This is a genomic window from Bacillus sp. CCNWLW194 (assembly GCF_037120585.1).
Classification (GTDB): domain Bacteria; phylum Bacillota; class Bacilli; order Bacillales; family Bacillaceae_G; genus Bacillus_A; species Bacillus_A basilensis.
The window spans coordinates 308648-332446 of sequence record NZ_JBBBBL010000001.1 but is presented as its reverse complement, the minus strand read 5'-3'; the positions used below and the strand labels follow the sequence as shown (position 1 = coordinate 332446).

Here is a 23799-nt window from a genome sequence, read left to right as displayed (position 1 = left end):
GATTGAGGCGGGATAATAATCAGCGGGAGATGAACCCCACTGATTAAAGTTTCACTTTATAATTGTTGTAATCTTTTTATTTCAGTTAAAAGTTCTTGGCTCTCATGATATCCGGCCAATTTCCATTTCCCTTGATCTCTTTGCAATGTTACAATTTGATATTGTCCACTTTTCGCCCGCTCATATACATATAAAATTTTATGCTCTTCATCATATGACATTTTCGTTTCTGAATTAAAAGAAAACGGCGCTTCTTTTGCTGGAAGTAAATATTCACCACTTTGTTTATCACTTCTACTATTTTCATCTGTAAATACTTGAAGGAAATTCTCTGTAAAATACGGTGATAACGTTTCTATCATCTTATTCATCGGCAAATGCTTCCCACGAATTGAAAATTGGGTTTCATAGCCATTTTGTATCGTTGTAAACACTTCTTTCCGATCGACCTTCACTTCCTCTTTTCCTAAAACAGTTGTAACACTATAACCAACTAGAAAGGCAATGCATACAAATAGAACTAACCATATTCCATATTTCCTCATTTTCTCACCTTCCTTTTAAGAAAACTTGTCTTTGTAGTATTCATTGTAACAATGATTATGCACAGACAGGGCTGGTTTCGTTCGTAAAATCTTTACAACGATAGACAGCATTTTCATCACCATTTTCACTATTTCCAATTTATGATAAAAACAAACAAAAAATGCACGAATTTCTTCGTGCATTAAAATAAAACATCTTCTTCATATAAATATTCATACGATAAATCTATAAATAAAAAGTTTTCATCATCAATTGGGAAAGAAAATGTTCGTACCATCTCACCAGTTTCAATATCAGCATATAAATCTGATAGTCTTGCCTTATTCTCAAAACGCATTTTCATAATATTTTCTAGAAAATACGGACGCCAACTCCAGTTCTTCATATAATACTCAGGCATCACAATCCATTCCCCATCTTTTTTCATAACGTTTCCTGATTGTTGGAAACCATCTTCGTTACAAATAAATATGCGAAAACTACACTGTGATACACTTTGGCTAAATTGTAATAACCAATCGTTTATATCTTCATTCTTTTTCTGTTTGGCTAGAACATCACCAATTCGATCGCGTAACATTTCTGTTAAATTATAAATTTTTTGTAACTTCTTCTTCTCATGTTGAATAAATTGATGACACTCATTACCAAGTCGTTCTTTCAAAACGTTCGTTTCAATAAAATCAGGCAAGCATTCTTTCAAATAATTCCCTTGATAGTATCTACCACCGTTTTTCCAAGCATATTGCAGTTGATAAAAAGCATCTATTTCTTCATATAACAATGTCGCACCAATTCTTCTAGCAAGTAATGATAAAGAATATAAAATATCTTGATAAGATTGTAAAAGTGCAGTTTGCCTTAAGTTTGTTAAATCTACTTTTAAAATATCCGGTGCTAACACGCTAATACGTTCTAAATTACTTGTACCCGTTCCGACTTTATTAATCGAAATTTGAATACCATATGTACGATAATACATAAGTAAATGATTAAATTGCTCTATATCTTCTTTGCATTCATGTTCTGTAATCTCTAAAACAATGTGTTTCAAATTTAAACCTTGCTCTTCATACATCAATAAAAGTTGAAGCAAACTTTCATCATCATCGTTCATTAATACGTTAGCATTCCGATGTATAAATAATAATAATTTTTGATCACTTTCTAAATAACGATTTAAAGCTTTTTCTACTATAATGTTATCGGCTTCCAGTTGAAACTCACTCGGAATAGAATCATCATGAAAGAAAGAAGCTAAACTTTGTATGCCCTCTTCTGTTTGAATACGTCCTACTACTTCATATCCAATTACAGTATGCTCATCAGCACTAAAAATAGCTTGATAATAAGGAAGGACTTTATCCAAGTTACTCATTACATCTAATGCATCTATCAACGTGCTTCCCTCCCTTTACTTTTCAAAAATTATAACATGATATTTACGGAAAAATAATAAAAAATCCCTTCAGTTTTCCTGAAGGGATTAGAGGGGTAAAATGCTAAGGGGAATTAGCAATTCTACTATGAAGAAAAAAGAGGTCTTAAATATAACGTACATATGGCCTCTTGTAAATACTTTTCTTTCATATGTCACAATTCCGTCACATTTAACCGTAAAAAAATGAATCAAACATTCATTTTTTTACCCCTTTTAAAATGGATATTGATGCAAATGTTGTCCTCCATCCATTGTCATGCAAGTTCCATTTATGTAGGCAGCTTCATCTGAACATAAATAATAAGCTAGACCTGCGATTTCTTCTGGCGTACCCAGCCTTCCAAGCGGAACACTTTGTATCGTACGCTTAGCCATTTCTTCTGAAATCCATAATTTATCAGCACCACCCGTACGTTCAATTGGTCCTGGCGCGATAGCGTTAACTCGTATTCCATATTTACGTCCCCACTCAACAGCAAGCGTCTTCGTCATTGCTAACACTCCAGCCTTCGCTGCAGCCGAATGAATAACTCCCGGACCTGCATCCCATGCATATGTTGCTACCATGTTAATGATATTCCCTTTTATACCTTTTTCAATCCAATATTTCCCGACAGCTTGGCTACAGTAAAATGTACCATTTAACACAATATTAATTACCGAATTCCAGCCATTCACGGATAAATCTTCTGCTGGACAAATAAAGTTTCCAGCTGCATTATTTATTAAAATATCAATTCGCCCAAACTTCTCATCAATCTGTTCAATCATTTTCTGAATATCTTCCGTATTTCTTACATCCATTTGTACAGGTAATATTTGTCCTGGAAATTGTTCAATTTCCAACTTTGTTTCTTCTAGTTTTTCCTTTGTACGTCCTGTAATAACTACTCGTGCCCCTTCTTTTGCAAAGCGAGTCGCCATTCCTTTTCCCATTCCGCTTGATCCACCTGTTATAATAACTACCTTTTCTTTCACATACATCCCCTCCAAAAAATGAATACACATTCATTTTATCATTTTATTTAATAGAAATCTTTATATTTTTAAACTTTTCTGATATTTTAACGTAAAGAGGTGTCTTTTCATTCATTTTTTTCGTAATCTATACTACTTTTTTATTATTTAAAATATATTTTTAATAAACTGAAAGGAGATTTGAGTAACCTGTATATGTAACAAAAACATGCGCTATAAATCAAATAGGTATACTCATATTTTTATGAAGAAAATTACAAGAAGAGATTTTTTAAAAACTGGAATGCGCACTTGTCTATATTCACTTATAACCACTAGCATCGGATACTATTACGCTAAATATATTGAGCCACATCTACTCTCTTTTACAGAGCATACACTTAAATCACAACTCATACCAAAAAGTTTTCACGGTATGAAGATTCTTCAATTCAGCGATTTACATCTCGGATACTATTTCTCTCTCCACCATTTATCTCAAATCGTTTCTAAAATTAATGCTGTAAAGCCCGACATTGTTCTTTTCACTGGTGATCTCATTGATAATTATCAAACATATACTGACACTCCTTTCGTTGCATCCATTTTAAAAAATATACAAGCACCCTTCGGTAAATTTTATATTTATGGTAACCATGATCACGGCGGATATGGAACAGAATACTACGAACACATCATGCGTGAATCTGGATTTGAACTATTACTAAATGGCGAAAAGAGAATTCGTCTACTGGATAATAGTGAAATTTCAATTTTCGGTCTTGATGATATACTACTAGGCAAACCAAAAATAGAGGAGACACTACAACACGCGAGGCAAAACACTTATAACATTGTTCTTGTTCACGAGCCAGATATTGCACCGCAAATTGCTAACTATCCAGTTAACTTACAACTTTCTGGTCATAGCCATGGCGGACAAGTACAAATTCCTTTTTTAGGCGCTATTATTACCCCAGCACTTGCTAAAAACTATGTTGAAGGTTTCTATACGATTCAAGATTTAACTCTCTATGTCAATCGAGGCCTTGGAAGAACACGTGTCCCATTCCGATTTATGTCAAAACCTGAAATTACGATTTTCACGCTCCAACATGCGTAATAATCCGCCTATTTTCTTACATATCCTTTCTTGTACGCGCTCATCCACGTTTCATTTACCATATGATAAAAGTGAGTCCAATAAAGGAGGTTTGTTCATGTATCCATATTATCAACCAATCCCAGTCCGTTCAGCACCTATTGGTCCAGTAGGCGACTCACGCTTCTTTCCATTTTTTGGCGTTCCATTTCTAGCTGGCATTGCTGGTGGACTGCTCGGCGGAGCATTAGCTTTCGGTCCTAGACCGTATTACCCACCATATCCACCACCTTTCCCACCGCCAGCACCTTATCCTTGTTATGGTGGACCTTGTCAACAACCATACTATTATTAATGTACCGCAACAATTCTACCAATGTTATTCCCTCTCTTAACCGATTCATAATCCATTAACATGCTTACAATAAAAACTATTCTCTCTACTCATGCTTCTATTTTGAGAACATACAATAAGTAGAGAACGAAGTAAAAACCTCTTTTTAAAAAGAGGTTTTTACTTCGTTCTCATTATTCAGCATCTGTGTTTTGATACGCCATCTTAAACAACTTCACTTGGCTATCAATCTCTTCTGCACCATTATTAATAACATAATAATAGTCACCGTCTTTATTTTGTTCACGCGTTTTCACATTATCAGCTAAAGTAAGCTGTAAAATCGCCTTAATTCGCGCCTTCATTTCAATATCTAATATCGGGAAAGATATTTCTACGCGCTTCTCCATATTCCGCGTCATCCAGTCAGCTGAAGATAAGTATATTTTCTCTTCCCCATTATGATGGAAATAATAAATTCGGCTATGTTCTAAATATCTCCCGACAACACTAACTACCCGAATATTTTCACTTACATTTGGAATACCAGGTCTTAAACAACATGTTCCTCGAACGATGAGTTCAACCTTTACTCCAGCTTGTGATGCTTCATACATTTTTTTAATGAGTGGTTTATCAGTTAACGAATTCATCTTAGCGATAATATATCCATTTCCATATTGTCTATGGTAACGGATTTCCTCATCTATTAAATCCATAAATTGCTCTCTTATATCAAATGGCGCAACCGATAAATGATGAAAATGCGGTTTTGTTGTATAACCACTCAAATAATTAAAGAAATTTGTTGCATCGACCCCAAAGTCTTTTCGTGATGTAATATAGCCAAAATCAGTATATAGCTTTGCGGTTGCATCATTATAATTTCCGGTCCCAAGATGTACGAACCTTTCAATTTTTCCGTTTTTTCTTCTTACAACTAGCGTAATTTTACTATGTGTTTTCAAATGACTTACACCGTAAATAACATGACAGCCTGCCTTTTCTAACTCTTTAGCCCAATGCACATTATTTTCTTCATCAAATCTTGCCTTCAATTCAACTAATACTGTCACTTGCTTCCCTTTTTCAGCCGCTACCTTTAGCGCCTGAATAATCGGCGAATCCCCACTTACTCGATATAATGTTTGTTTAATTGCAAGTACATTCGGATCGTCTGCCGCATCACGGACAAAATCAACTACTGGCTGAAACGATTCAAAAGGATGATGTAATAAAATATCATGCTCAATCGCTTTTTCAAATACATCTTCCGCATCACCTAAGTCTTGAGGCCGTTGCGGAATAAGAGCCGGATATACTAGATGTTCATATAAAGGAGCTAGTTTTTTATATAAAGAAAATAGACATGTTAAATCTAACGGTCCATCCATTATATACACATCTTCATCCTTTACTTCCAACACCTCATATAATAATGCTAATACTCTTTCATCAATATGCTCTTTGCCAACTTCTAAACGTACAGCAGCTCCCCACTTACGCTTTTTTAATTCTTTTTCAATTACCTTTAATAAATCTCTCGCACCTTCTTCGTGAATTGTTAAATCCGCATTGCGTGTAATACGGAAACGAGTAACAGATGATACTTTATATCCTGTAAATAATTTATGAGTAAAACTACTAATTACGTCTTCTAATAAAATAAATTTATGCTTTTGCCCTTCACTCGGTAAAAATATGAAACGTTCAAGTAGTGAAGGAACTTGTACAATTCCTAACTTCGTGCGGTTTTCTTCTTCCACTTGTTTCTCATCATATAAAAGAGTAGCTAAATTTAAACTTTTATTTAATAACATCGGAAATGGACGATATGCATCGATAGCCACAGGTGTTAAGACTGGGAAAATTTGTTCATCAAAATACTCTTCTATAAATTCTCTCTGTTCTTTCGTCAAATCATGGAACGTTAAACGCTCAATCCCCTCTAGCTCCAACGCTGGCAACACATAATTTTTAAACGTACCATATTGTACGGTCATTAATTCATGTGCTTTTATCGCAATTTTATTTAATTGCTTTTTTGGTGTTAAGCCGGCCTTATTTTCTGGTTGGTTAAACCCAGCACTCACTTGATCCTTCAATCCTGCCACGCGTACCATAAAGAATTCATCTAAATTTGAGCTGAAAATGCTAATAAACTTTAACCTTTCTAAGAGCGGATTCGTTTCATCTTGTGCTTCTTGTAGTACACGTTCATTAAATGCTAACCAACTTAATTCTCTATTATTGTAATAAGCTGTATCATTTAAATTTACTGTATTCCCCTTCAATAATTCCATCCCCTTCACACTTCCCCTTGAAACTTTTTTACTATAATTTAGTTACTTTCATTTTAGCAAATTACAATATTCCAAAGTGTTAATTTTTCGTAAAGACATCCGTACAACTTAACGTTTTGATTCGAAGGATAAGTTAATAGTCGTTTTCAATACTCTTTCTAGCTGCTTTTTTTGCTTTTCAGCTTGCACTTTTTCCGCTAATGCTGATTGCTCACATACAATTTTAAATGTTAATCCTTCTTTATTTTCTGTTATAGATATTGATTCCACAAGTGATCTTTGTCTTATATTTAGAGCTGCTGAAAATTGTAAAACAGCCCCTAATAGGCGAATTTTCTTTTGTTCGTTTTTATCAAACCATCCTTCAAATGGAGACAAATGTTGTTTGAATAGCATTTTTGATTTATAAGACGCAATAAGCGCTAATCTAACTCGCTCTTTATGCATCATACCATCAATTGTTTTATTCGCTAATAAATAAAACGTATGTAAGCGGCTCGCTTCTTCGTCTATATATTTACCTATATTAAATACTTTCGCTGCTTGATGGAATACTTCCCAGTCTTTTACCGACATTGAAATCAATCCTGTTTCTTCAAGCTGTTGACAAATCAATCTTCCCTGCTTTATAAGCTGCATTACAAATTCCATATCCATTTCATATTCATGTGACAATAAATACAAACTTTCTTCAACTACGTTCGGATAATATGAAATCCCCAAATTTTTTGTCAACTCTTCATAGAAAACACCTTCTCGTAACCCTTTTCTACTTAATACAAATGCTGGTGCCTTTATAACATTAACAAGCGTATGAAATACTTCGACTGCTGGAATAATTGTATCTGCTCGATCTTTTGCCAATCCTTCCATTTTTTGAAGTTCTATGAACGACAATGCTTCCAATTCTTCTTTCACATTTTTAATATCTTCTTCTTTCATCTTGTATAAATGTACCCCTGCTATAGGATAACAAATTAAATTTTGATGAATTTTTACTAAGTTCCTCGCACTACCACCAATTGCAATAAGAGGCAATTTCTTATCAATTAACCATGGTAATGTTCGAAATTGATGTTCTAAGTACGTTTGAATCTTTTCCAACTCTTCTTCAGTAGGTATATCCTCTTTAATAAATTGTTGCTTTAAAGAAAGTGCCCCAAAAGGAAAGCTATGATACTCTAAAATCTCTCTATTACGAAAGTATGTAACTTCCGTACTCCCTCCACCAATATCTACTGTAATCCCTTCAGAGAACGAAGTTGAATTCATAACTGCTAAATAGCCGTAACGTGCTTCTTCATATTCTGATAATACTCTAAGAGTAAAGTCTGTTTGTCCTTCAACAAGTTTTTTAATTGCATCTTGGTTCTCAGCCTGTCTGATTGTCGCTGTTGCAACACAAAGTACATGATGCAACTGATGGAATCGTGTACTTTCTTGAAATTGAAATAATGTTTGTAACAATACCTCTATTCCTTCTTCAATTAACATACCATCGACTAAGTAATTTCTTAACCGAGCGACCACTTTCGTATTTTCAATCTCTTTATAAAAACCTCCATTTTGCTTTTCATAAATAACTAAACGCATTGTATTAGATCCAATATCTATAATGGCATATTGTTGTTTTAATATTTCTTTCAAACTTCTCACTCTTTCATTATCAAATTTCTAAAACACATTCTATTACTATTATACAAAATAGTTGTTTTTTGTAACAATATTGCTTTAATATTGAAAATATATACAATCACTTTTTGCATATAATAAAAACCTATTTTATTTATGGTATAATAATGAAAAATTGAAAGGAGATTCAATATGAAACCTTCACAACCACAATCTCAATTACAAAACCAACATTCTATTAATCGACTAGCTCAATCTATTTTCGTTGTGAATCGTCATGCTAAAGCTGCAACTAACCCGAAGTATTTATACTGGTTAAAAAAGACTGCTTTAGAACGCTTAATTGCTGAAAAAAAAGCTATTAAAGAAGGATTGCATTTTTCTAGAAATCCACGTTTTAGCCAACAACAATCTGATGTTCTTATACGTTTAGGTGATTATTTTTTCCATATTCCTCCTACAAAAGAAGATTTTCGAATCCTACCACATCTTGGCCATCTTGAATCCTCCTATCGAAATCCGAAAACAACCTTATCTTTAACAGTAGCAAAAAAGACACTTCAAGATTACATTGGTCCTGAAGCACTGAAACAAGAAAAAAAATTAAGTGAACCTGTTCCATGGTATAGTCGTACTTATACAAAAAAATAAAACAGTTTGGCCCATTGTAGGCCAAACTGTTTTATTTTTTCTCTTCTTTAATTTTAATATTTGCTTGTTTATAAAAAGCTATTTTTTCTGTATTATAAGATTTCGTGAATTCATTAAACTTATCTTTTTCTGATTCAATATCCTTATAAGATTGATTTACTACTTTTACTTTTTCACTTATATCTTTTAATTTTGTACCTTTATCTTGTAACATTGTATATAATTCTTTTTCTTGTTTTAATGATTTATTATAACTATCATACATCTTGTTAAATGAATCGTGTCGTTTCTCATATGTGCTTTTCACTTTATCCGCTTGCTCTTTCAATTTCTTATCTTCAATTTTCTTCACATATTTATCTGCTGATTTCACTTCTTCTTGTGCCTTATTTAAAGATTCTTTTTCTTTTTTAAGCACTTTTTCTCGTTCATCTGTATTTTTCACTGCTTGGTTCAATTTTTCCTTAACAGTTTGATTATTATCTTTTCCTTCTTGAACAATCTGGTTATATAATTCTTGTCCCTCTTTTTCTAAAGTTTCAAGTTTCTTTGCATCTTCAAACATTGTTTTTTCTTGCTTTGCAGCATTTTCAAAAGCAACATATAATTCCTCTTCTGGTTTCGGTCCGAAACAACCTGCTAGTAAAGTCATTGATAATGCAGTTACAATTGCTAATTTACTATATTTCAACATCTTTTTCCTCCTACTTATATACGATCATCGTGTAAAAAGCTATGAAATTATATATCCTTCTATAAACTCCACACTCGCACCTTTTTTACGAAAATCATTTATATTGTTTGTAATGCTTGTACAAATTGTATTACTTAAAATTACATTTTACGTTTTTGAACTCAATAGCAGTTTCATATCCATCTTTTACTAGGCACTTTTTAAAACCTGTTCATACTATGTATTACATAAAAGTACAACGGAATTCATCACAGCCATCATAATTTGAAGAACAACAGTAATCATTCACCTGATAAAAGATGATCGTTGTTCTCTCACGTCTATCATTCTATCATTCCCTTTCCCGCTTTCTATCAAATAATCTCTTCGTTCATTTTACACAGTATAAACGCTATCTTGCAACAACTTACAATTACTCTTGTCATTCCCTAAAAAGGAAAAGTGTAGAGTATGTTTTCCTCTACACTTTTAAAATGAAACACATTGTGCAAAATGCATTGACACATCCATCATAATTATATGCTTATTCCATATATTTTTAAAGACTTTTATTACAAAAAAAGTTGTTTTTGTAATAAAAGTCAAAAAAATGTTACATTCAAAACTTCTTCATTTCATATTTCTTTAAATCAAAGTTTTTCTTATTTCCTTACAAATTCCTATGCTGGTACAATTGATTTTGTGCCTTTCTTAACAATTCTTCAAAAGTTTTTCCTTCTATTGGATAACTAGCTGCTCCAAATAATAGAGTCATACTTAACAAGCCATTTTCTATTTCACTTTCAATATTTTTCATTAAACGATTTGTTATTGTCGACTTTTCATGTCCGTTATCAATCGCCACAATAACATACTTATTTTCATCCCACCTAGTAACGACATCCCCTTTACGAATTGTCTTTACAATCGCACTCTCCAATTTTTGTACTAACACCTCCAATTTTTTTTCTTGCACTGTTTCTTTTAGTTCTTTCCATTCTTTCACAGAAAGAATGTACACTGTAATATTATGAGAATCCCGTTCTGATAACGCAGCTACTTTCTCAAAGAAATCAACTACAAAATCATTACTCGCCATTCCCCCTACTTCCGTATCCATGCGCCCACTCGCTCTTTTATCATACCAATGTCCAAAATAATAGCTGAGTATCATTTGCAATATATAAATAATAAAGACGGTATAAAACGATCGCGAATCCAGTTTTGTAATTACATCCTGAAGCGCAATCCATTCTGTAACTGCCACTGTATTCCCAAGTAGTAATCCACTAATTTTTCCTTTATGTTTCATACTTCTCCTCCCTTCTATACCAATATATGTTTCTATAGCAATTATGTTTTTCTACAAAATAAAAAATGTACATATTGGGTGTACATTTTCGCTTAAACTTGTCTACCATTTCTATTCTATTTCATATATATACTATATATCGTTTTTAGAAAGGGGTGACCTATATGCTGCAAAAAGAAAATCTATCAGATATTATGCGTTTACTAGCAGGTTTTCTGTTATCATTAAAATTACTATTTAACTCTTTCGGAATAAACTTTATTACAAACGATCAAATTGACGCTATTGTAAATGTTGCTTCCTTCCTTTTCATTCTATATTTTGGTTATAAAAATAATTATGTAGGAAAAAAAGGAATCGAGCAAAAAAAAGTACTCAAAAAGCACAACCTTCACTAAAAAAGGAACCTTTCATACAGGTTCCTTTTTATCATTGCCGCACAACAACTTCATTGGTTTGCAGCGGACCATATGATAATCCTTTATATTGAAATGTATATGTAGCCTGAAATAATGCGTTTTTGAGTGCTTTATCTTTATTTGCTTTTATTTTACAAATTAGTTCTACCTTCTCATTCGGTAATAAATTATCGATTCGCCACCTTACAAGCTGGAACAGAAACTCGCTCATCCCCTTATCAACCTTTAATGAATTTGGAATATAGGCAAAATAATCTCGAATCATATGACTTACTACAACTCGTGAAATCATTTCCATCCCTTTATTTTCGACTTCAATTCGAATAATAAGTATGTCGTTTACATCATAGGTCAGTTCATATGAAAATTTTTCTTTATACATACTACGGATTTGTAATGTAACTTCTAGATTAGGACATTCGTTTTCCTTTTTTGAGCCATCAATCCATAATACCGGTTGTAGCGGTATTGAACGCCTTCCTTGATCCGAAATTCGTTTCCATATTTTCATAATAATATTCACCTCATTTCAGATGCATCATCCATACGACCTTATTCTGCCTCTCTACACGATATTAATAAAGCTTGTTACAAATTGTATATAGTTATTACTCTTCCTTTTATCCTATTCGACAATATAAAGAAAAAACCATTTTTCCTCTGTTAACAGAAGGTATTCTTACTGAAATATTTTTTTACAATTTCCTTCATTGACTTTATCCCACTATTTGCCGAGCAGTAAGACCCCCATCTCAAAACTCAGAGAAAGTAAAGAAGCTAGGTGGGGGATGAACAAAACCTCCACTGATTAAAGTTTCACTTTATACCAATAATAAGTATTACTCAGTCTTTCGCTGCCCATACAACAGAATATTTTGACGGAAGAAAAAGTTTGCCTTTTAGTCAAATTTGACTATAATATTCTTTATGGCTTTGTCAGTGCACTTGTGGCAATTGATTTGAAAGAACTATATTAATTTTTTATGCACTGCACTCAAAACTTAATATAGTTTACTTATTATTAAAGGAGGGTTATATTTGGAATCTCAATTATCAAAAAAAGACTCCAACAAGACAAAATTTGTTGTTGCTGGTTTACTACTTGGTATTTTAATGGCGGCAATGGATAATACAATCGTTGCAACAGCAATGGCAACGATTGTTGGAGACCTAGGAGGATTTGACAAGTTCGTTTGGGTCACGTCTGCATATATGGTAGCAACAATGGCAGGGATGCCTATCTTCGGAAAACTTTCTGATATGTACGGACGGAAACGCTTTTATATTGGTGGCCTCATTCTTTTCTTATTCGGTTCTGCACTTTGCGGAACAGCATCTAGTATTGAGCAGCTAAGTATTTATAGAGCAATTCAAGGAATCGGTGGCGGCGCTCTTATGCCTATCGCTTTCACAATTATGTACGATATATTCCCACCAGAAAAACGCGGAAAAATGACAGGGCTATTCGGTGCGGTTTTTGGGACATCTAGTGTATTTGGACCTTTATTAGGTGCTTATATTACAGACTATATAAGTTGGCATTGGGTCTTCTATATTAATATTCCATTAGGACTTATCTCCTTCTTCTTCATTACGAAATACTACAGTGAATCTCTAGAATTTAGAAAACAAAAAATTGATTGGGCCGGCGCTATTACACTTGTTATTAGTATCGTTTGCTTAATGTTCGCCTTAGAACTTGGTGGTAAAGAATACGCATGGAATTCCACTGTAATTATCGGTTTATTTACAACAGTTGTTATTATGCTTATTATTTTCTTCTTCGTCGAACGAAAAGCAACTGAGCCTATCATTTCGTTCCATCTATTTAAAAAACCTTTATTCGCAGCTAGCCAAGGAGTTGCCTTTTTCTATGGCGCCGCTTTTATCATCTGTACCGTATATATTCCGATCTTCGTTCAAGGTGTTCTCGGCGGTTCAGCCTCAAATGCTGGATTGATTTTAACACCTATGATGGTCGGCTCTGTAATTGGAAGTCAAACAGGTGGACAGTTAGCTTCTCGAACAAGTTATCGTAACATCATGATGGCATCTGGCGTTTTCTTCGTTCTTGGTATTTATTTACTAAGTACTTTAACAATGGACACACCACGTCTACTCGTAACGCTATTTATGGTTCTCGCTGGACTTGGAGTTGGTTTCTCATTCTCAGTTTTAAGTATGTCTTCTATCCACAAATTAGAAATGAGAGACCGTGGTTCTGCTACATCAACAAACTCATTCTTCCGTTCACTCGGTATGACTCTTGGTGTAACGATTTTCGGCACAATTCAAAATCATATTTTTACAGATAAACTAAACACTTTGTTCCCTCCTGAACTAGCTAAATTAGCTCCAAAGGGCGGAGACACAAGTTTCTTATTATCACCAGGTGCTACTGATAAAATACCAGCTGAAATATTAACTGGTATTAAAGAAGCTCTCGCTACATCTATTGCCAGTACATTCTTCTGGGCACTTATCCCGGCTGTACTAAGCATTATTTGTATTTTACTTATGGGAAATGAACGCCTCTTTACAGGTCCAAAAACGAAACAAAAACAAAAGCAGGTAAGTTAGTATAGAAAAAAGAAACGGCATATCCTTTATGAAAAAGGGTATGCCGTTTATAATATATAAAGTAAATCTTTAATCAGTAAGGAACCATTCCCACTGATTATTATCCCTCACCAATCGGGATAAAGTTTCTATATACAGGAGTTGAGACAGAATGAGCATGAAATTAGTCATTCTCGGCTTGCTACTCGAAGGGGATAAACATCCATATGAAGTGCAACACATCATGAAAGAAAGACAAATGGATTGTTATATTAAATATGCAAAAGGATCACTTTACTACGCCTTCGAGCAATTAGAAAAGCAAGGTGCAATTAGTATTACAACTATTGTTCGAGATACGAATAGACCAGATAAAACAATCTTTCATATAACAGAAGAAGGTAAACGGTTATTTCACACGTTACTATTAAAGCAATTCGAAGCAAAAAATCAAATATATAAACCAATTTATTCAGCACTCTCTTTCGCTCATTTTGGTGACGATCAAGAGTTAGTTCCTATTTTAGAAAAGAAGAAAAATGATACCATTCAATATTTACATAATATGCAAACTATTTATGATTGTAGCAAAGGACAAATTCCACGTGCTCAATTATATATTTTACAAAGCGTTATTGAACATATTACAGTTGAATTACAATGGTTAAACACCCTCCTTACAGATGCAGTTGCAGGGCGGCTTTCAGAAATTGATATAGATGAAGATAAAGAAAAAGCTGTAAAAAGACAATAAAGTTATTTAATTTTAAAACCTAAAATAAGCATAACCCCGTTCTAATTTAGGACGGGGTTATCATATTATTGTTTAATTTTCGATATAAGATACTATTTCGAAATGAACCATCCAATCCCCTTCCTTATTCCAGAATACGGACTAATTGTTAAACAACACAACTAGCGTCTTATCTCTGTACAAGTACACACTTTTTTATAAGTTTAATCCAATCCACTCCTCTTCATTAATCAGAAAAATAAAAATGAAAAACTTTAGAATTTTCTTATTTCAAAACAGTAGACAAAATTCCAAAAATTGTGTTAGAATTTGTTTCAATATCATATTGCTTGTTAACTTCCTTTCAAAAGGAAAATAGGTACACGAACATTTCGTTTCGTGTTTAAAAGGGAAGCTTGGTGAAACTCCAACACGGTCCCGCCACTGTAAATGCTGAGATTTCTTTTTTAGAGCCACTGTGAAAACGGGAAGGTGAAAGAAATTATATGACGCATAAGTCAGGAGACCTGCCTGTTTTAACAACACTGATAGATTCACGGATGATGATGAGGTGTTAAAACAAAAAGGAAGGCTTATTTTCTGTGCCTTTGTACTTTTTGTTATAGGTATTTCCTAGTAAACGGAAATGCTTACTTTCAATTAGGGAGGAATTTGAAATGGCAATTCAAACAAGTAACTTAGGTTATCCACGTATCGGACTACAACGAGAGTGGAAAAAAACATTGGAAGCTTTTTGGTCCAATAAAATTGATAAAGAACAATTTTTAACAACGATGAAAGAAATTCGCCTTCAACACGTAAAAGTACAGCAGGAAAAAGGGATTGAACTCATTCCAATTGGCGATTTTACATATTATGATCACGTTTTGGATACTGCTTATATGCTAGGATTTATCCCATCACGTTTTTCTGAGTTTACATCTTACCTTGATGTATATTTTGCAATGGCGCGTGGCTCTAAAGATCACGTAGCTTCCGAAATGACAAAATGGTTTAATACAAACTATCATTATATCGTTCCTGAATATGAAGAGGGATTACAAATCTCTTTAAAAGATAACCGTCCACTTCGCTTATACGAAGAGGCAAAACAAGAATTAGGAGTAGATGGAAAGCCTGTTATTTTAGGACCATATACTTTCTTGAAATTAGCTAAAGGTTATACACAAGAACAATTTGCTACTATTTTAAAACAGTTAGTTGCACCTTACGTACAACTGCTTTCAGAACTACATGCAGCTGGTGCACAAGTCATTCAAGTTGATGAACCAATTTTCGCTTCTTTAACGAAAGAAGAAATTCAACAAGCAAAAGAAATTTATGAAGCTATTCGTAAAGAAGTTCCAAATGCGACTCTTCTTTTACAAACATATTTTGATAGTGTAGAAGAAAACTATGAAGAAATTATTACATTCCCAGTATCAGGTATTGGATTAGATTTCATTCATGGTAAAGAAGGAAATCTACATGCTATTTCAAAATATGGATTCCCAGCTGATAAAACTTTAGCTGTCGGTTGTATAGATGGCCGTAACATTTGGAGAGCTGACCTTGATGAAGTTCTTACGTTATTTACAACGTTACAAAAACAAGTCCAAACGAAAGATTTCATCGTTCAGCCTTCTTGTAGCTTATTGCATACACCAATCGATAAAACAGAAGAAATTCACTTATCGACCGAGCTATTTGATGCGTTAGCATTTGCAAATCAAAAATTAGAAGAGCTAGTTCTCATTCATTCTGCTCTGACTCAAGGTATAGAAAGCATTAGTAATGAGCTGGAAACATATCGAAACGTACATCATACAATTCGTTCATCTGCTGCACGTAACCGAGAAGATGTTAAAGCAGCACGAACAGCACTAAAAGAAGAAGATTTTTCACGTCCTCTTCCATTTGAAAAACGATATGAATTACAACAAGTTGCCCTAGAGTTACCGTTGTTACCAACGACAACTATCGGTAGCTTCCCGCAAACAACTGAAGTTCGTCAAACGCGAAAAGAATGGCGTAACGGTGTTATTTCAAATGAACAATATGAACAATTTATTGAAAAAGAGACAGAAAAATGGATTCGTTACCAAGAAGAAATTGGTCTTGATGTTCTTGTTCATGGCGAGTTTGAAAGAACTGACATGGTTGAATATTTCGGCGAGCGCCTTGCTGGTTTCTCATTCACTAAAAACGGTTGGGTACAATCATACGGTTCCCGCTGCGTAAAACCACCTGTTATTTATGGTGATGTAGCCTTTATTAACGGAATGACTATTAAGGAAACTGTTTATGCACAAAGCTTAACAGAGAAAGTTGTAAAAGGAATGTTAACTGGACCTGTTACGATTTTAAATTGGTCCTTCGTTCGAAATGACATTCCAAGAAAAGAAGTTTCGTATCAAATCGCATTAGCTCTTCGTCATGAAATTGAACTACTTGAATCTTCCGGAATTCGAGTAATCCAGGTCGATGAGCCAGCACTTCGTGAAGGAATGCCACTAAAAGAAAAAGATTGGGACGCTTATATTACATGGGCAGTACAATCCTTCCTTTTAGCAACTTCTTCTGTAGCAAATGAAACACAAATTCATACTCATATGTGTTACAGTAACTTTGAAGATATTGTTGACGCAATTCGCGCATTAGATGCAGATGTGATTTCTATTGAAACATCAAGAAGCCATGGCGAATTTATTGATACATTAAAACATACAACATATGAAAAAGGCATCGGTCTAGGTGTATATGATATTCATAGCCCACGTGTACCAAGCAAAGATGAAATGTATAAAATCGTAGAACAATCTTTAAAAGTATGCGATCCTAAATATTTCTGGATTAATCCTGATTGTGGTTTAAAAACGAGAAGAACAGAAGAAGTTATTCCAGCTCTAGAACATATGGTGCAAGCAGCAAAAGATGCTCGTTCCCTACTAAAAACAAACGCATAACAAAAATGGGTTATCCTCAAAAAGGATAACCCATTTTTTATTCTTTACTTTCAAAAAAGAATTCGTATTGTATTTTATATAATTCATCATCCGTTGGTTCTTCAAGAGGAGTTGCTTGTAAGACAACTGTATACTCACCATTTGGAATAGGGATTTGAAATTTATTTGAAAGAATACTTGTTACAACGATACATTCATTTTCAACTGTAAAAGGAACTGTAACTGTTCTAACCACTTCTTCTTTCTCAATATGTTTCCCGCAAGTTACTTTTATTTCACAAGTATAATCAGAAAGTGCTTCAAAAATAACAGTTCCATCCGCCTTCGCATAACCTCTTTCAAAATCTTCATCCGTCCAGTCAACGTAAGGCTGCTCACCGTCATAGTTCATCAACATTAATTGCGAATACGAAATTGTTAACTCCATCGTTCCCCTTCTCCTTCATTATGAAATATACAACTACTACTTTACGTCAAATTTCACACGCGTACCATCTGGGTATTTATCTAGCTTATTCCCTACCCAAGACCCTGCTCCGCGGTTATCTGCTGGACTTATATATTCGATATGTGCTCCTTTTCCGCCTTCTTTACACATCGCCATTGGCCATTCATCACGATCGTACCCTTTTTTTGATGGGTATGGAGCTAACGATAATTTTCTTCTATCCGCAGCACCACCACGGTCGATTGTACAAACTTCTGAATGTCCTTCTTTTATCGCATCCGTAATATGTTTCCCGGTTTCTGGATATCTCTCTTTCGGAAATTCTAGAACTTGATCATACGCATTTGTTTTTTTTGTACTTGTTTCCTCTGGAATAAGTACTTCATAAACCGCTACTACAATAGAAAGAATTGCAATAATTGAAATGATAATACCTTTTAATTGCTTCATGTATACCTCCATGATTCTACCAGTTTCTTTTCCTCAGTTATTATAACAAACTTCTCCCGTATATGTTTTCAGACATTATTTTAGCTCTTCTCCGCTATTCCGCCAAAAACTCTCATTTTTCTTCACCTTTTCACTAATGCTGTAGAAAACTAATAACCTTCCGACATTCTTTTTCAAAGGAAGTCCTCATAAAAGATTGAAATGATATATACGATACTTTTTGGGGAGGAAATATCATGGAAGCTATCTATAAAACGAAAGATGTCACGAATAAAACAGGCATCCCAAAACATATAGTTCGCAAATATAGTCAACTGTTAGAGGAACATGGTTATATGATTTCCAAAACAGCTGATGCCCGTATTTATAAACTGGATGATTTAAAACTATTGAAATCTATACATGAAAGAGCTGCTACATTGCAAGAAGATATTTCAGAAACGATACCAATTATTTTAAAAGAAAAAGAGGCCCCACCTGTACCAGTTATACAAGATAAGCAAGAAATACAACCGAAAGAAAAAGAAGATGGGCGTAACTTTGAGGAGTTCATGTTAAAACTTGAAATGCTCGCTCAATTAAATGAAGCAATTATTCATCAAAATTCTACCCTTATTACCCAAAATCGTTTAAAAGATGAAAAGCTAGATGAATTAATGCAACAAGTTTATGTAAAAGAAGGCTCTCAAGAAAAAATGCTACAAGAATTAGTGGATCATGCTGCTCAAACAGATGCCCTGCAGAAAGAAAAGATGGACTTATTAATGAATCATATGTATAAACGAGAATCTAAGCAAGAAGAAAAAATGAATAAACTCGTAAATCAAATTTATAACAAAGATAGTAATCGTGATGCACAACTTATGCAAGTTATTCGTGAAATTCAAGAAACAAAAAGAATGGTTGCTGCCTCAAAAGAGCAAGGATTCTTGCAATCATTTAGAAGCTTATTTAGCCGAACAAAACAAGAAAAAACAAATGAATAAACAATATAAAATAAAAAGTTACCTTTCAACGGTAACTTTTATTCCTTATTTCTTACAGCTGGCAATATAATAATCGCTTCAGTGCCTTTCCCACTTTCGCTTTTATATTCCAGCGTACCATTATGCGCTTGTAAAATACTAAATGTTACCATAAGCCCTAATCCTGTTCCTTTTTCTTTTAAAGAATAATACGGTTGTCCCAGCCTTGCTAACTGTTCTTTCGTCATTCCAACACCACTATCTTTAACTCTTATTACAATCGTTTCATCTTTTTGAATAGCCGTTACTTTTAAATATCCTTTATTTCCTTGAATTGCTTCAATACCATTTTTAACAACATTCATAATTGCTTGCTTTAATTTCGTCTTATCACCAATCGTATAAAGGCTTTCAGAAATCTCAACTTGCAAATATACACCTTGCATCGCTGCAAATGATGACATAAGTGTAGTCATTTCTATTAATTGTGCTGATAAACAAATGTGTTCCTTTTTCTCAATTTGTGGCCTTGCTAAATTCAAATAATCTGAAATAATTTGTTCTGCTCGGTCCAATTCGGCTAATACGAGACGCATATAATCCTTATTCTTCACATCTTCCGTACTTTCTAGCAATTGAATAAAACCACGAACAACAGTGAGCGGGTTTCGAACCTCATGTGCAACACTTGCTGCTAACTCACTTACAATATTAAGCTTTTCTGACTTTTGCATCTCTGTACGTAGTATTGCATTTTCATTTAAATATTCTGTTAAGTACACCTGAAATACCATTGTCATAACCATAATAAGCGAAGCAAATATATATCCGCTATATAGGTGCGAAATATACGGTGTAAACCCCGTTTCTAACAGAACGGTAATCATTCCAATTACTAAAGAAACAAGTACGTACAATGATGAAATCATAAATGCAAAAATTAGTTTCTTCTCCCTTGAAAATAGAGACCATTTCTTTGATAAAAATAATGGGACTATCAATAGAAATATTACTTCTATGATTGGAAGAAGGCTCATTCCCTTTAGTGCCCATTCATATGCAACAAAAATCACGGCCGGGACTAAACCAACAATCCCACCATATAGAAAACCACTAACAATCGGGATTGGGTGAAAGTTATACCCACAAGCGTCACCAAAACAAATAGAGTATGTCATGGAGAGAACGAGTGTAATACTGGATAAAAACATAATAAAGTAGCGGTTAGGCTTCGGAGGCATTTCTTGATAACGATTTAAACGAATCGCTTCATATAAAAATAGCGGCAAAATAATGATGGCAATTTGGATCATTAAATCACGGATCAGCTCCATAGCCTTTCATCCCCTATATGTATTTTGATATGATTATATCATTTTACGGGTTTATTTGTTTTAAAATTTTGATTTTTCTTAACATATTTGTTAATTCTTTGTTAACAACACATAATAATTGTTACAGATTTTCGAAATGAATGTAAACCCTGTACCAAATTTCTGCCCGGCAGTATACAATGAATACGGATTACAAAGAAAATAAAAAATACTTCATGAGACGGACAACTATAGCAAAATACAGCATATAATCCATACTATCTATGTTTACAAATAAGTGATCATTATTTTAGTAGGAGGAAGATAAATATGGCGGGTACTACGCTTGTTTTAAAAGAAGAAAATTTGGTCGTTCTAGAAAATGTTGAAAAATCAGTATATGAAGAGTTACAGCATAAAACGGGAGAAGAAAATTGCACATGTGCTGTTAATGAATCCGTTGTTCACCTTGGCAAAGTATCCTCTGTACTTTGGAATGAAGATGAAATAGATTGGGAGTACGGATATTAAAAAGTCGCTTACAGCGGCTTTTTTTCTATTATCCCTCTCTTTCTACATAACATATACGCAAGCGAAATTATAGAAAATATGATAAAATGGACTTAATTTTCAAACGGAAGAAAGGGAGATACAATGGAACAATTCATTAACCCTAGAGTGAAGGACATCCAAATTTCTGGAATCCGTCAATTCTCTAACATGATTCAAAACTATGATAATCTTATCTCTTTAACAATTGGTCAACCTGATTTTCCTACACCTTCTCTTGTAAAAGAAGCGGCAAAACGGGCTATTACAGAAAATTATACAAGCTATACACATAACGCTGGTTTACTAGAATTGCGCAAGGCAGCTTGTAACTTTGTAAAAGATAACTACGATTTACATTATTCACCTGAAAACGAAACCATCGTTACAATCGGTGCCAGTGAAGCAATTGATGTTGCATTTCGAACGATTTTAGAGCCAGGAACAGAAGTCATTTTACCTGCCCCTATTTATCCAGGATACGAACCGATTATTCGCTTATGCGGCGCTACACCTATTTTTATCGATGTTCGTGAAACTGGCTTTCGTTTAACAGCCGAAGCACTAGAAAATGCTATTACTGAAAAAACAAGATGCGTCGTACTGCCGTATCCTTCTAATCCAACTGGTGTAACTTTATCGAAAGAAGAACTGCAAGATATTGTAGATGTTTTAAAAGATAAAAACATTTTCGTCCTTTCTGATGAAATTTATAGCGAACTTGTATATGAACAAACGCATACATCTATTGCTCATTTCCCAGAAATGCGTGAAAAGACTATCGTCATTAACGGTTTATCAAAATCTCACTCTATGACTGGCTGGCGTATCGGTCTATTATTCGCACCAAGCTATTTAGCTGGACATATATTAAAAGTTCATCAATACAACGTAACGTGCGCTACTTCAATTGCTCAATATGCTGCAATTGAAGCATTAACAGCTGCTAAAGATGCACCAAAAATGATGTGCCACCAATACAAAAAACGCCGTGATTACGTATATAATAGACTCATTCAAATGGGCTTAACAGTTGAAAAGCCAACAGGTGCATTTTACTTATTCCCATATGTTGGACATTTAACATCTTCATCATTTGATTTTGCACTTGACCTTGTCAAAGAAGCTGGACTCGCCGTCGTTCCTGGAACAGCATTTTCTGAATATGGTGAGGGTTATCTTCGCTTATCCTATGCGTATAGTATCGAAACTTTAAAAGAAGGCTGTGACCGTTTAGAAGCCTTCCTACAACAAAAAGCTAAGAGTTAAACTCTTAGCTTTTTTATGCATAATGATCACAAGTTTGACGCTTCAGTAATTTATGCGGAATAATAATACACTTTGCAGTAGATTCTGCATTCTCTACTTTATCAACTAAAGCTTTTGCTGCTTCATATCCTAGTTGATATATATTCACATCAACTGTCGAAAGTGGCGGACTCGCAATTTCTGATAATAAAGCATTGTTGAAGCTTACAATAGAGACATCCTTCGGTACAACGAAGCCTTTTTTAGAAAGTGCACTTAACACACCAAGTCCAATCAAGTCATCCGTTGCGATAATTGCTGTCGGCGGTTGCTTCAGCCCCATTAATTCCTCCACGGCTTGTTGACCACTTTCTCTTGAAAAATCAAAATGTAAAATATACTCTTTCGGCAATATAATATCAGCTAATTTCAAAGCATCACTCATTCCAGCCAAACGATCTCTCGTTACAAGTAAATCAGATCCACCGCCGATGAACGCGATTTGTTTATGACCTAATGAAATCAAATATTCTGCTACTTCTCTTGCAGCTGTATAATTGTCATTATCTACATATGTAATTTCTTCTTTTCGATCATATGGTTTCCCAATTAATACAAACGGGAAATTTTGTTTATGCAAATATTGAATAATCCGATCATTCTCTCTTTAATATAAAAGAATAATGCCACCAATTTGGCGCCCCTGCACCATCTTTACAACACCATTAAAAATTTCATCTTCCGTTTCACCTGTCGACATATAAAGTGCATACCCTTCCACATGTGCAAATGAACTAATCCCTCTTATAACTTCTGGGAAAAACGGATTTTGAAAAGCTTTACTTGCAGAACTTGGCATAACAAGACCAAGTGTTTTTGTTGTTTGGTTAGCTAGGTTTCTTGCGTTTAAATTGGGATGATACCCTAGTTCACTCATTACTTTCCGAACACGACGCTTTGTTTTTTCACTTATACTTGGATTATCAGCAATTACACGAGAAACGGTAGATGGTGCTACATTCGCCTTCTTCGCCACATCTTTAATTGTAACTGTCATAAAAATCCCCCTCCTCTCAATTCTCTGCCATTTTTCATATATTTTTATCTTGCACCCGTTGCAAGTTATAGGAGAAGTCATAAACTTTCATTAATTCTATCTTGCAAAACCTATCATATTCTCCCTCTCCATGTATTGTAA

The 23799-nt window shown here is 34.1% G+C and carries 21 protein-coding genes, 1 pseudogene and 1 riboswitch; of the genes and pseudogenes, 10 read left to right on the top strand and 12 right to left on the bottom strand.

Annotated elements, in window-relative coordinates:
* Positions 1-56 precede the first annotated feature (56 nt).
* The 3 genes from V7S50_RS01895 to fadH form a co-directional block, all read right to left on the bottom strand.
* On the bottom strand, positions 57-545 hold the full coding sequence (locus tag V7S50_RS01895; RefSeq protein WP_242252072.1) for a DUF3993 domain-containing protein: 489 nt from the start codon (positions 543-545) through the stop codon (positions 57-59).
* 182 nt (positions 546-727) lie between these two features.
* Positions 728-1945: an EAL domain-containing protein gene (locus tag V7S50_RS01890; protein ID WP_000564300.1), complete on the bottom strand. Its 1218-nt coding sequence runs from the start codon at positions 1943-1945 to the stop codon at positions 728-730.
* Positions 1946-2200: 255 nt separating this feature from the next.
* Positions 2201-2965, bottom strand: a complete 765-nt coding sequence (fadH, locus tag V7S50_RS01885) for a 2,4-dienoyl-CoA reductase (protein ID WP_060632088.1) — start codon at positions 2963-2965, stop codon at positions 2201-2203.
* A 244-nt stretch (positions 2966-3209) separates the two neighbouring features.
* Here fadH and V7S50_RS01880 point away from each other — a divergent pair, with 244 nt between their 5' ends.
* Complete coding sequence (locus V7S50_RS01880; protein WP_242252074.1) at positions 3210-4067, top strand: metallophosphoesterase; 858 nt, start codon at positions 3210-3212, stop codon at positions 4065-4067.
* A 97-nt stretch (positions 4068-4164) separates the two neighbouring features.
* Positions 4165-4401, top strand: a complete 237-nt coding sequence (locus V7S50_RS01875) for a hypothetical protein (RefSeq protein WP_000283743.1) — start codon at positions 4165-4167, stop codon at positions 4399-4401.
* A gap of 173 nt (positions 4402-4574) precedes the next feature.
* Here the strand turns inward: V7S50_RS01875 and V7S50_RS01870 are convergent, their stop codons facing one another.
* Both V7S50_RS01870 and ppx read right to left on the bottom strand, forming a co-directional pair.
* On the bottom strand, positions 4575-6683 hold the full coding sequence (locus tag V7S50_RS01870) for a polyphosphate kinase (RefSeq protein ID WP_063223138.1): 2109 nt from the start codon (positions 6681-6683) through the stop codon (positions 4575-4577).
* Positions 6684-6791: 108 nt separating this feature from the next.
* Positions 6792-8330, bottom strand: a complete 1539-nt coding sequence (gene ppx, locus V7S50_RS01865) for an exopolyphosphatase (protein WP_242252075.1) — start codon at positions 8328-8330, stop codon at positions 6792-6794.
* A 177-nt stretch (positions 8331-8507) separates the two neighbouring features.
* Between ppx and V7S50_RS01860 the strand changes: the two genes are divergently transcribed.
* Positions 8508-8966: a YkyB family protein gene (locus tag V7S50_RS01860; RefSeq protein WP_000804864.1), complete on the top strand. Its 459-nt coding sequence runs from the start codon at positions 8508-8510 to the stop codon at positions 8964-8966.
* A gap of 31 nt (positions 8967-8997) precedes the next feature.
* Here V7S50_RS01860 and V7S50_RS01855 read toward each other — a convergent pair whose 3' ends face one another.
* A complete protein-coding gene (locus V7S50_RS01855; protein ID WP_063223136.1) occupies positions 8998-9660 on the bottom strand; it encodes a YkyA family protein in 663 nt (220 codons plus the stop codon).
* Between the two features lie 649 nt (positions 9661-10309).
* A complete protein-coding gene (locus V7S50_RS01850; RefSeq protein ID WP_242252076.1) occupies positions 10310-10951 on the bottom strand; it encodes a diguanylate cyclase domain-containing protein in 642 nt (213 codons plus the stop codon).
* 164 nt (positions 10952-11115) lie between these two features.
* On the opposite strand from V7S50_RS01850, the gene V7S50_RS01845 reads away from it, so the two are divergent.
* Positions 11116-11349 carry an SPP1 phage holin family protein gene (locus tag V7S50_RS01845; RefSeq protein WP_063223134.1) on the top strand — a complete coding sequence of 78 codons (234 nt, stop codon included), beginning with the start codon at positions 11116-11118 and terminating at the stop codon, positions 11347-11349.
* Positions 11350-11380: 31 nt separating this feature from the next.
* Here the strand turns inward: V7S50_RS01845 and V7S50_RS01840 are convergent, their stop codons facing one another.
* Positions 11381-11881, bottom strand: a complete 501-nt coding sequence (locus V7S50_RS01840; protein WP_242252077.1) for a hypothetical protein — start codon at positions 11879-11881, stop codon at positions 11381-11383.
* A gap of 527 nt (positions 11882-12408) precedes the next feature.
* Between V7S50_RS01840 and V7S50_RS01835 the strand changes: the two genes are divergently transcribed.
* The 3 genes from V7S50_RS01835 (at position 12409) to metE (ending at position 17628) form a co-directional block, all read left to right on the top strand.
* On the top strand, positions 12409-13950 hold the full coding sequence (locus tag V7S50_RS01835; RefSeq protein ID WP_000445746.1) for an MDR family MFS transporter: 1542 nt from the start codon (positions 12409-12411) through the stop codon (positions 13948-13950).
* A gap of 151 nt (positions 13951-14101) precedes the next feature.
* Positions 14102-14683 carry a PadR family transcriptional regulator gene (locus V7S50_RS01830; protein ID WP_063223131.1) on the top strand — a complete coding sequence of 194 codons (582 nt, stop codon included), beginning with the start codon at positions 14102-14104 and terminating at the stop codon, positions 14681-14683.
* 339 nt (positions 14684-15022) lie between these two features.
* A riboswitch (cobalamin riboswitch) is annotated at positions 15023-15211 on the top strand.
* Between the two features lie 128 nt (positions 15212-15339).
* Entirely contained in the window at positions 15340-17628 is a 2289-nt protein-coding gene (gene metE / locus V7S50_RS01825; RefSeq protein WP_063223130.1) for a 5-methyltetrahydropteroyltriglutamate--homocysteine S-methyltransferase, read from the top strand.
* 37 nt (positions 17629-17665) lie between these two features.
* On the opposite strand, the gene comJ is transcribed toward metE, so the two are convergent.
* Both comJ and nucA read right to left on the bottom strand, forming a co-directional pair.
* Positions 17666-18055, bottom strand: a complete 390-nt coding sequence (gene comJ, locus V7S50_RS01820) for a competence protein ComJ (RefSeq protein ID WP_060632097.1) — start codon at positions 18053-18055, stop codon at positions 17666-17668.
* Between the two features lie 36 nt (positions 18056-18091).
* Positions 18092-18526 (bottom strand): DNA-entry nuclease, encoded by a 435-nt coding sequence (gene nucA / locus V7S50_RS01815; RefSeq protein WP_063223129.1) that lies wholly within the window; start codon positions 18524-18526, stop codon positions 18092-18094.
* A 236-nt stretch (positions 18527-18762) separates the two neighbouring features.
* Between nucA and V7S50_RS01810 the strand changes: the two genes are divergently transcribed.
* Entirely contained in the window at positions 18763-19512 is a 750-nt protein-coding gene (locus tag V7S50_RS01810; protein WP_098555055.1) for a DUF3967 domain-containing protein, read from the top strand.
* Between the two features lie 38 nt (positions 19513-19550).
* Here V7S50_RS01810 and kinB read toward each other — a convergent pair whose 3' ends face one another.
* Positions 19551-20825, bottom strand: coding sequence for a sporulation sensor histidine kinase KinB (gene kinB, locus V7S50_RS01805; protein ID WP_242252078.1), 1275 nt, complete (start codon positions 20823-20825; stop codon positions 19551-19553).
* A 309-nt stretch (positions 20826-21134) separates the two neighbouring features.
* Here kinB and V7S50_RS01800 point away from each other — a divergent pair, with 309 nt between their 5' ends.
* Positions 21135-21335, top strand: a complete 201-nt coding sequence (locus V7S50_RS01800) for a hypothetical protein (RefSeq protein ID WP_000929285.1) — start codon at positions 21135-21137, stop codon at positions 21333-21335.
* A gap of 123 nt (positions 21336-21458) precedes the next feature.
* Entirely contained in the window at positions 21459-22622 is a 1164-nt protein-coding gene (locus V7S50_RS01795) for an aminotransferase A (RefSeq protein ID WP_063223126.1), read from the top strand.
* A 13-nt stretch (positions 22623-22635) separates the two neighbouring features.
* Here the strand turns inward: V7S50_RS01795 and malR are convergent.
* Positions 22636-23658 (bottom strand): annotated as a pseudogene (gene malR, locus V7S50_RS01790) (maltose operon transcriptional repressor MalR).
* Positions 23659-23799 lie beyond the last annotated feature (141 nt).

Bases quoted from the DNA above. Each gene is read 5' to 3' on its own strand.
- metE (WP_063223130.1), top strand. From the start codon at position 15,340: ATGGCAATTCAAACAAGTAACTTAGGTTATCCACGTATCGGACTACAA.
- V7S50_RS01845 (WP_063223134.1), top strand. From the start codon at position 11,116: ATGCTGCAAAAAGAAAATCTATCAGATATTATGCGTTTACTAGCAGGT.
- V7S50_RS01860 (WP_000804864.1), top strand. From the start codon at position 8,508: ATGAAACCTTCACAACCACAATCTCAATTACAAAACCAACATTCTATT.
- V7S50_RS01855 (WP_063223136.1), bottom strand. From the start codon at position 9,660: ATGTTGAAATATAGTAAATTAGCAATTGTAACTGCATTATCAATGACT.
- V7S50_RS01840 (WP_242252077.1), bottom strand. From the start codon at position 11,881: ATGAAAATATGGAAACGAATTTCGGATCAAGGAAGGCGTTCAATACCG.
- comJ (WP_060632097.1), bottom strand. From the start codon at position 18,055: ATGGAGTTAACAATTTCGTATTCGCAATTAATGTTGATGAACTATGAC.
- V7S50_RS01870 (WP_063223138.1), bottom strand. From the start codon at position 6,683: ATGGAATTATTGAAGGGGAATACAGTAAATTTAAATGATACAGCTTAT.
- V7S50_RS01875 (WP_000283743.1), top strand. From the start codon at position 4,165: ATGTATCCATATTATCAACCAATCCCAGTCCGTTCAGCACCTATTGGT.
- V7S50_RS01850 (WP_242252076.1), bottom strand. From the start codon at position 10,951: ATGAAACATAAAGGAAAAATTAGTGGATTACTACTTGGGAATACAGTG.
- V7S50_RS01795 (WP_063223126.1), top strand. From the start codon at position 21,459: ATGGAACAATTCATTAACCCTAGAGTGAAGGACATCCAAATTTCTGGA.
- V7S50_RS01830 (WP_063223131.1), top strand. From the start codon at position 14,102: ATGAGCATGAAATTAGTCATTCTCGGCTTGCTACTCGAAGGGGATAAA.
- V7S50_RS01810 (WP_098555055.1), top strand. From the start codon at position 18,763: ATGGAAGCTATCTATAAAACGAAAGATGTCACGAATAAAACAGGCATC.
- nucA (WP_063223129.1), bottom strand. From the start codon at position 18,526: ATGAAGCAATTAAAAGGTATTATCATTTCAATTATTGCAATTCTTTCT.
- kinB (WP_242252078.1), bottom strand. From the start codon at position 20,825: ATGGAGCTGATCCGTGATTTAATGATCCAAATTGCCATCATTATTTTG.
- V7S50_RS01895 (WP_242252072.1), bottom strand. From the start codon at position 545: ATGAGGAAATATGGAATATGGTTAGTTCTATTTGTATGCATTGCCTTT.
- V7S50_RS01800 (WP_000929285.1), top strand. From the start codon at position 21,135: ATGGCGGGTACTACGCTTGTTTTAAAAGAAGAAAATTTGGTCGTTCTA.
- V7S50_RS01880 (WP_242252074.1), top strand. From the start codon at position 3,210: ATGAAGAAAATTACAAGAAGAGATTTTTTAAAAACTGGAATGCGCACT.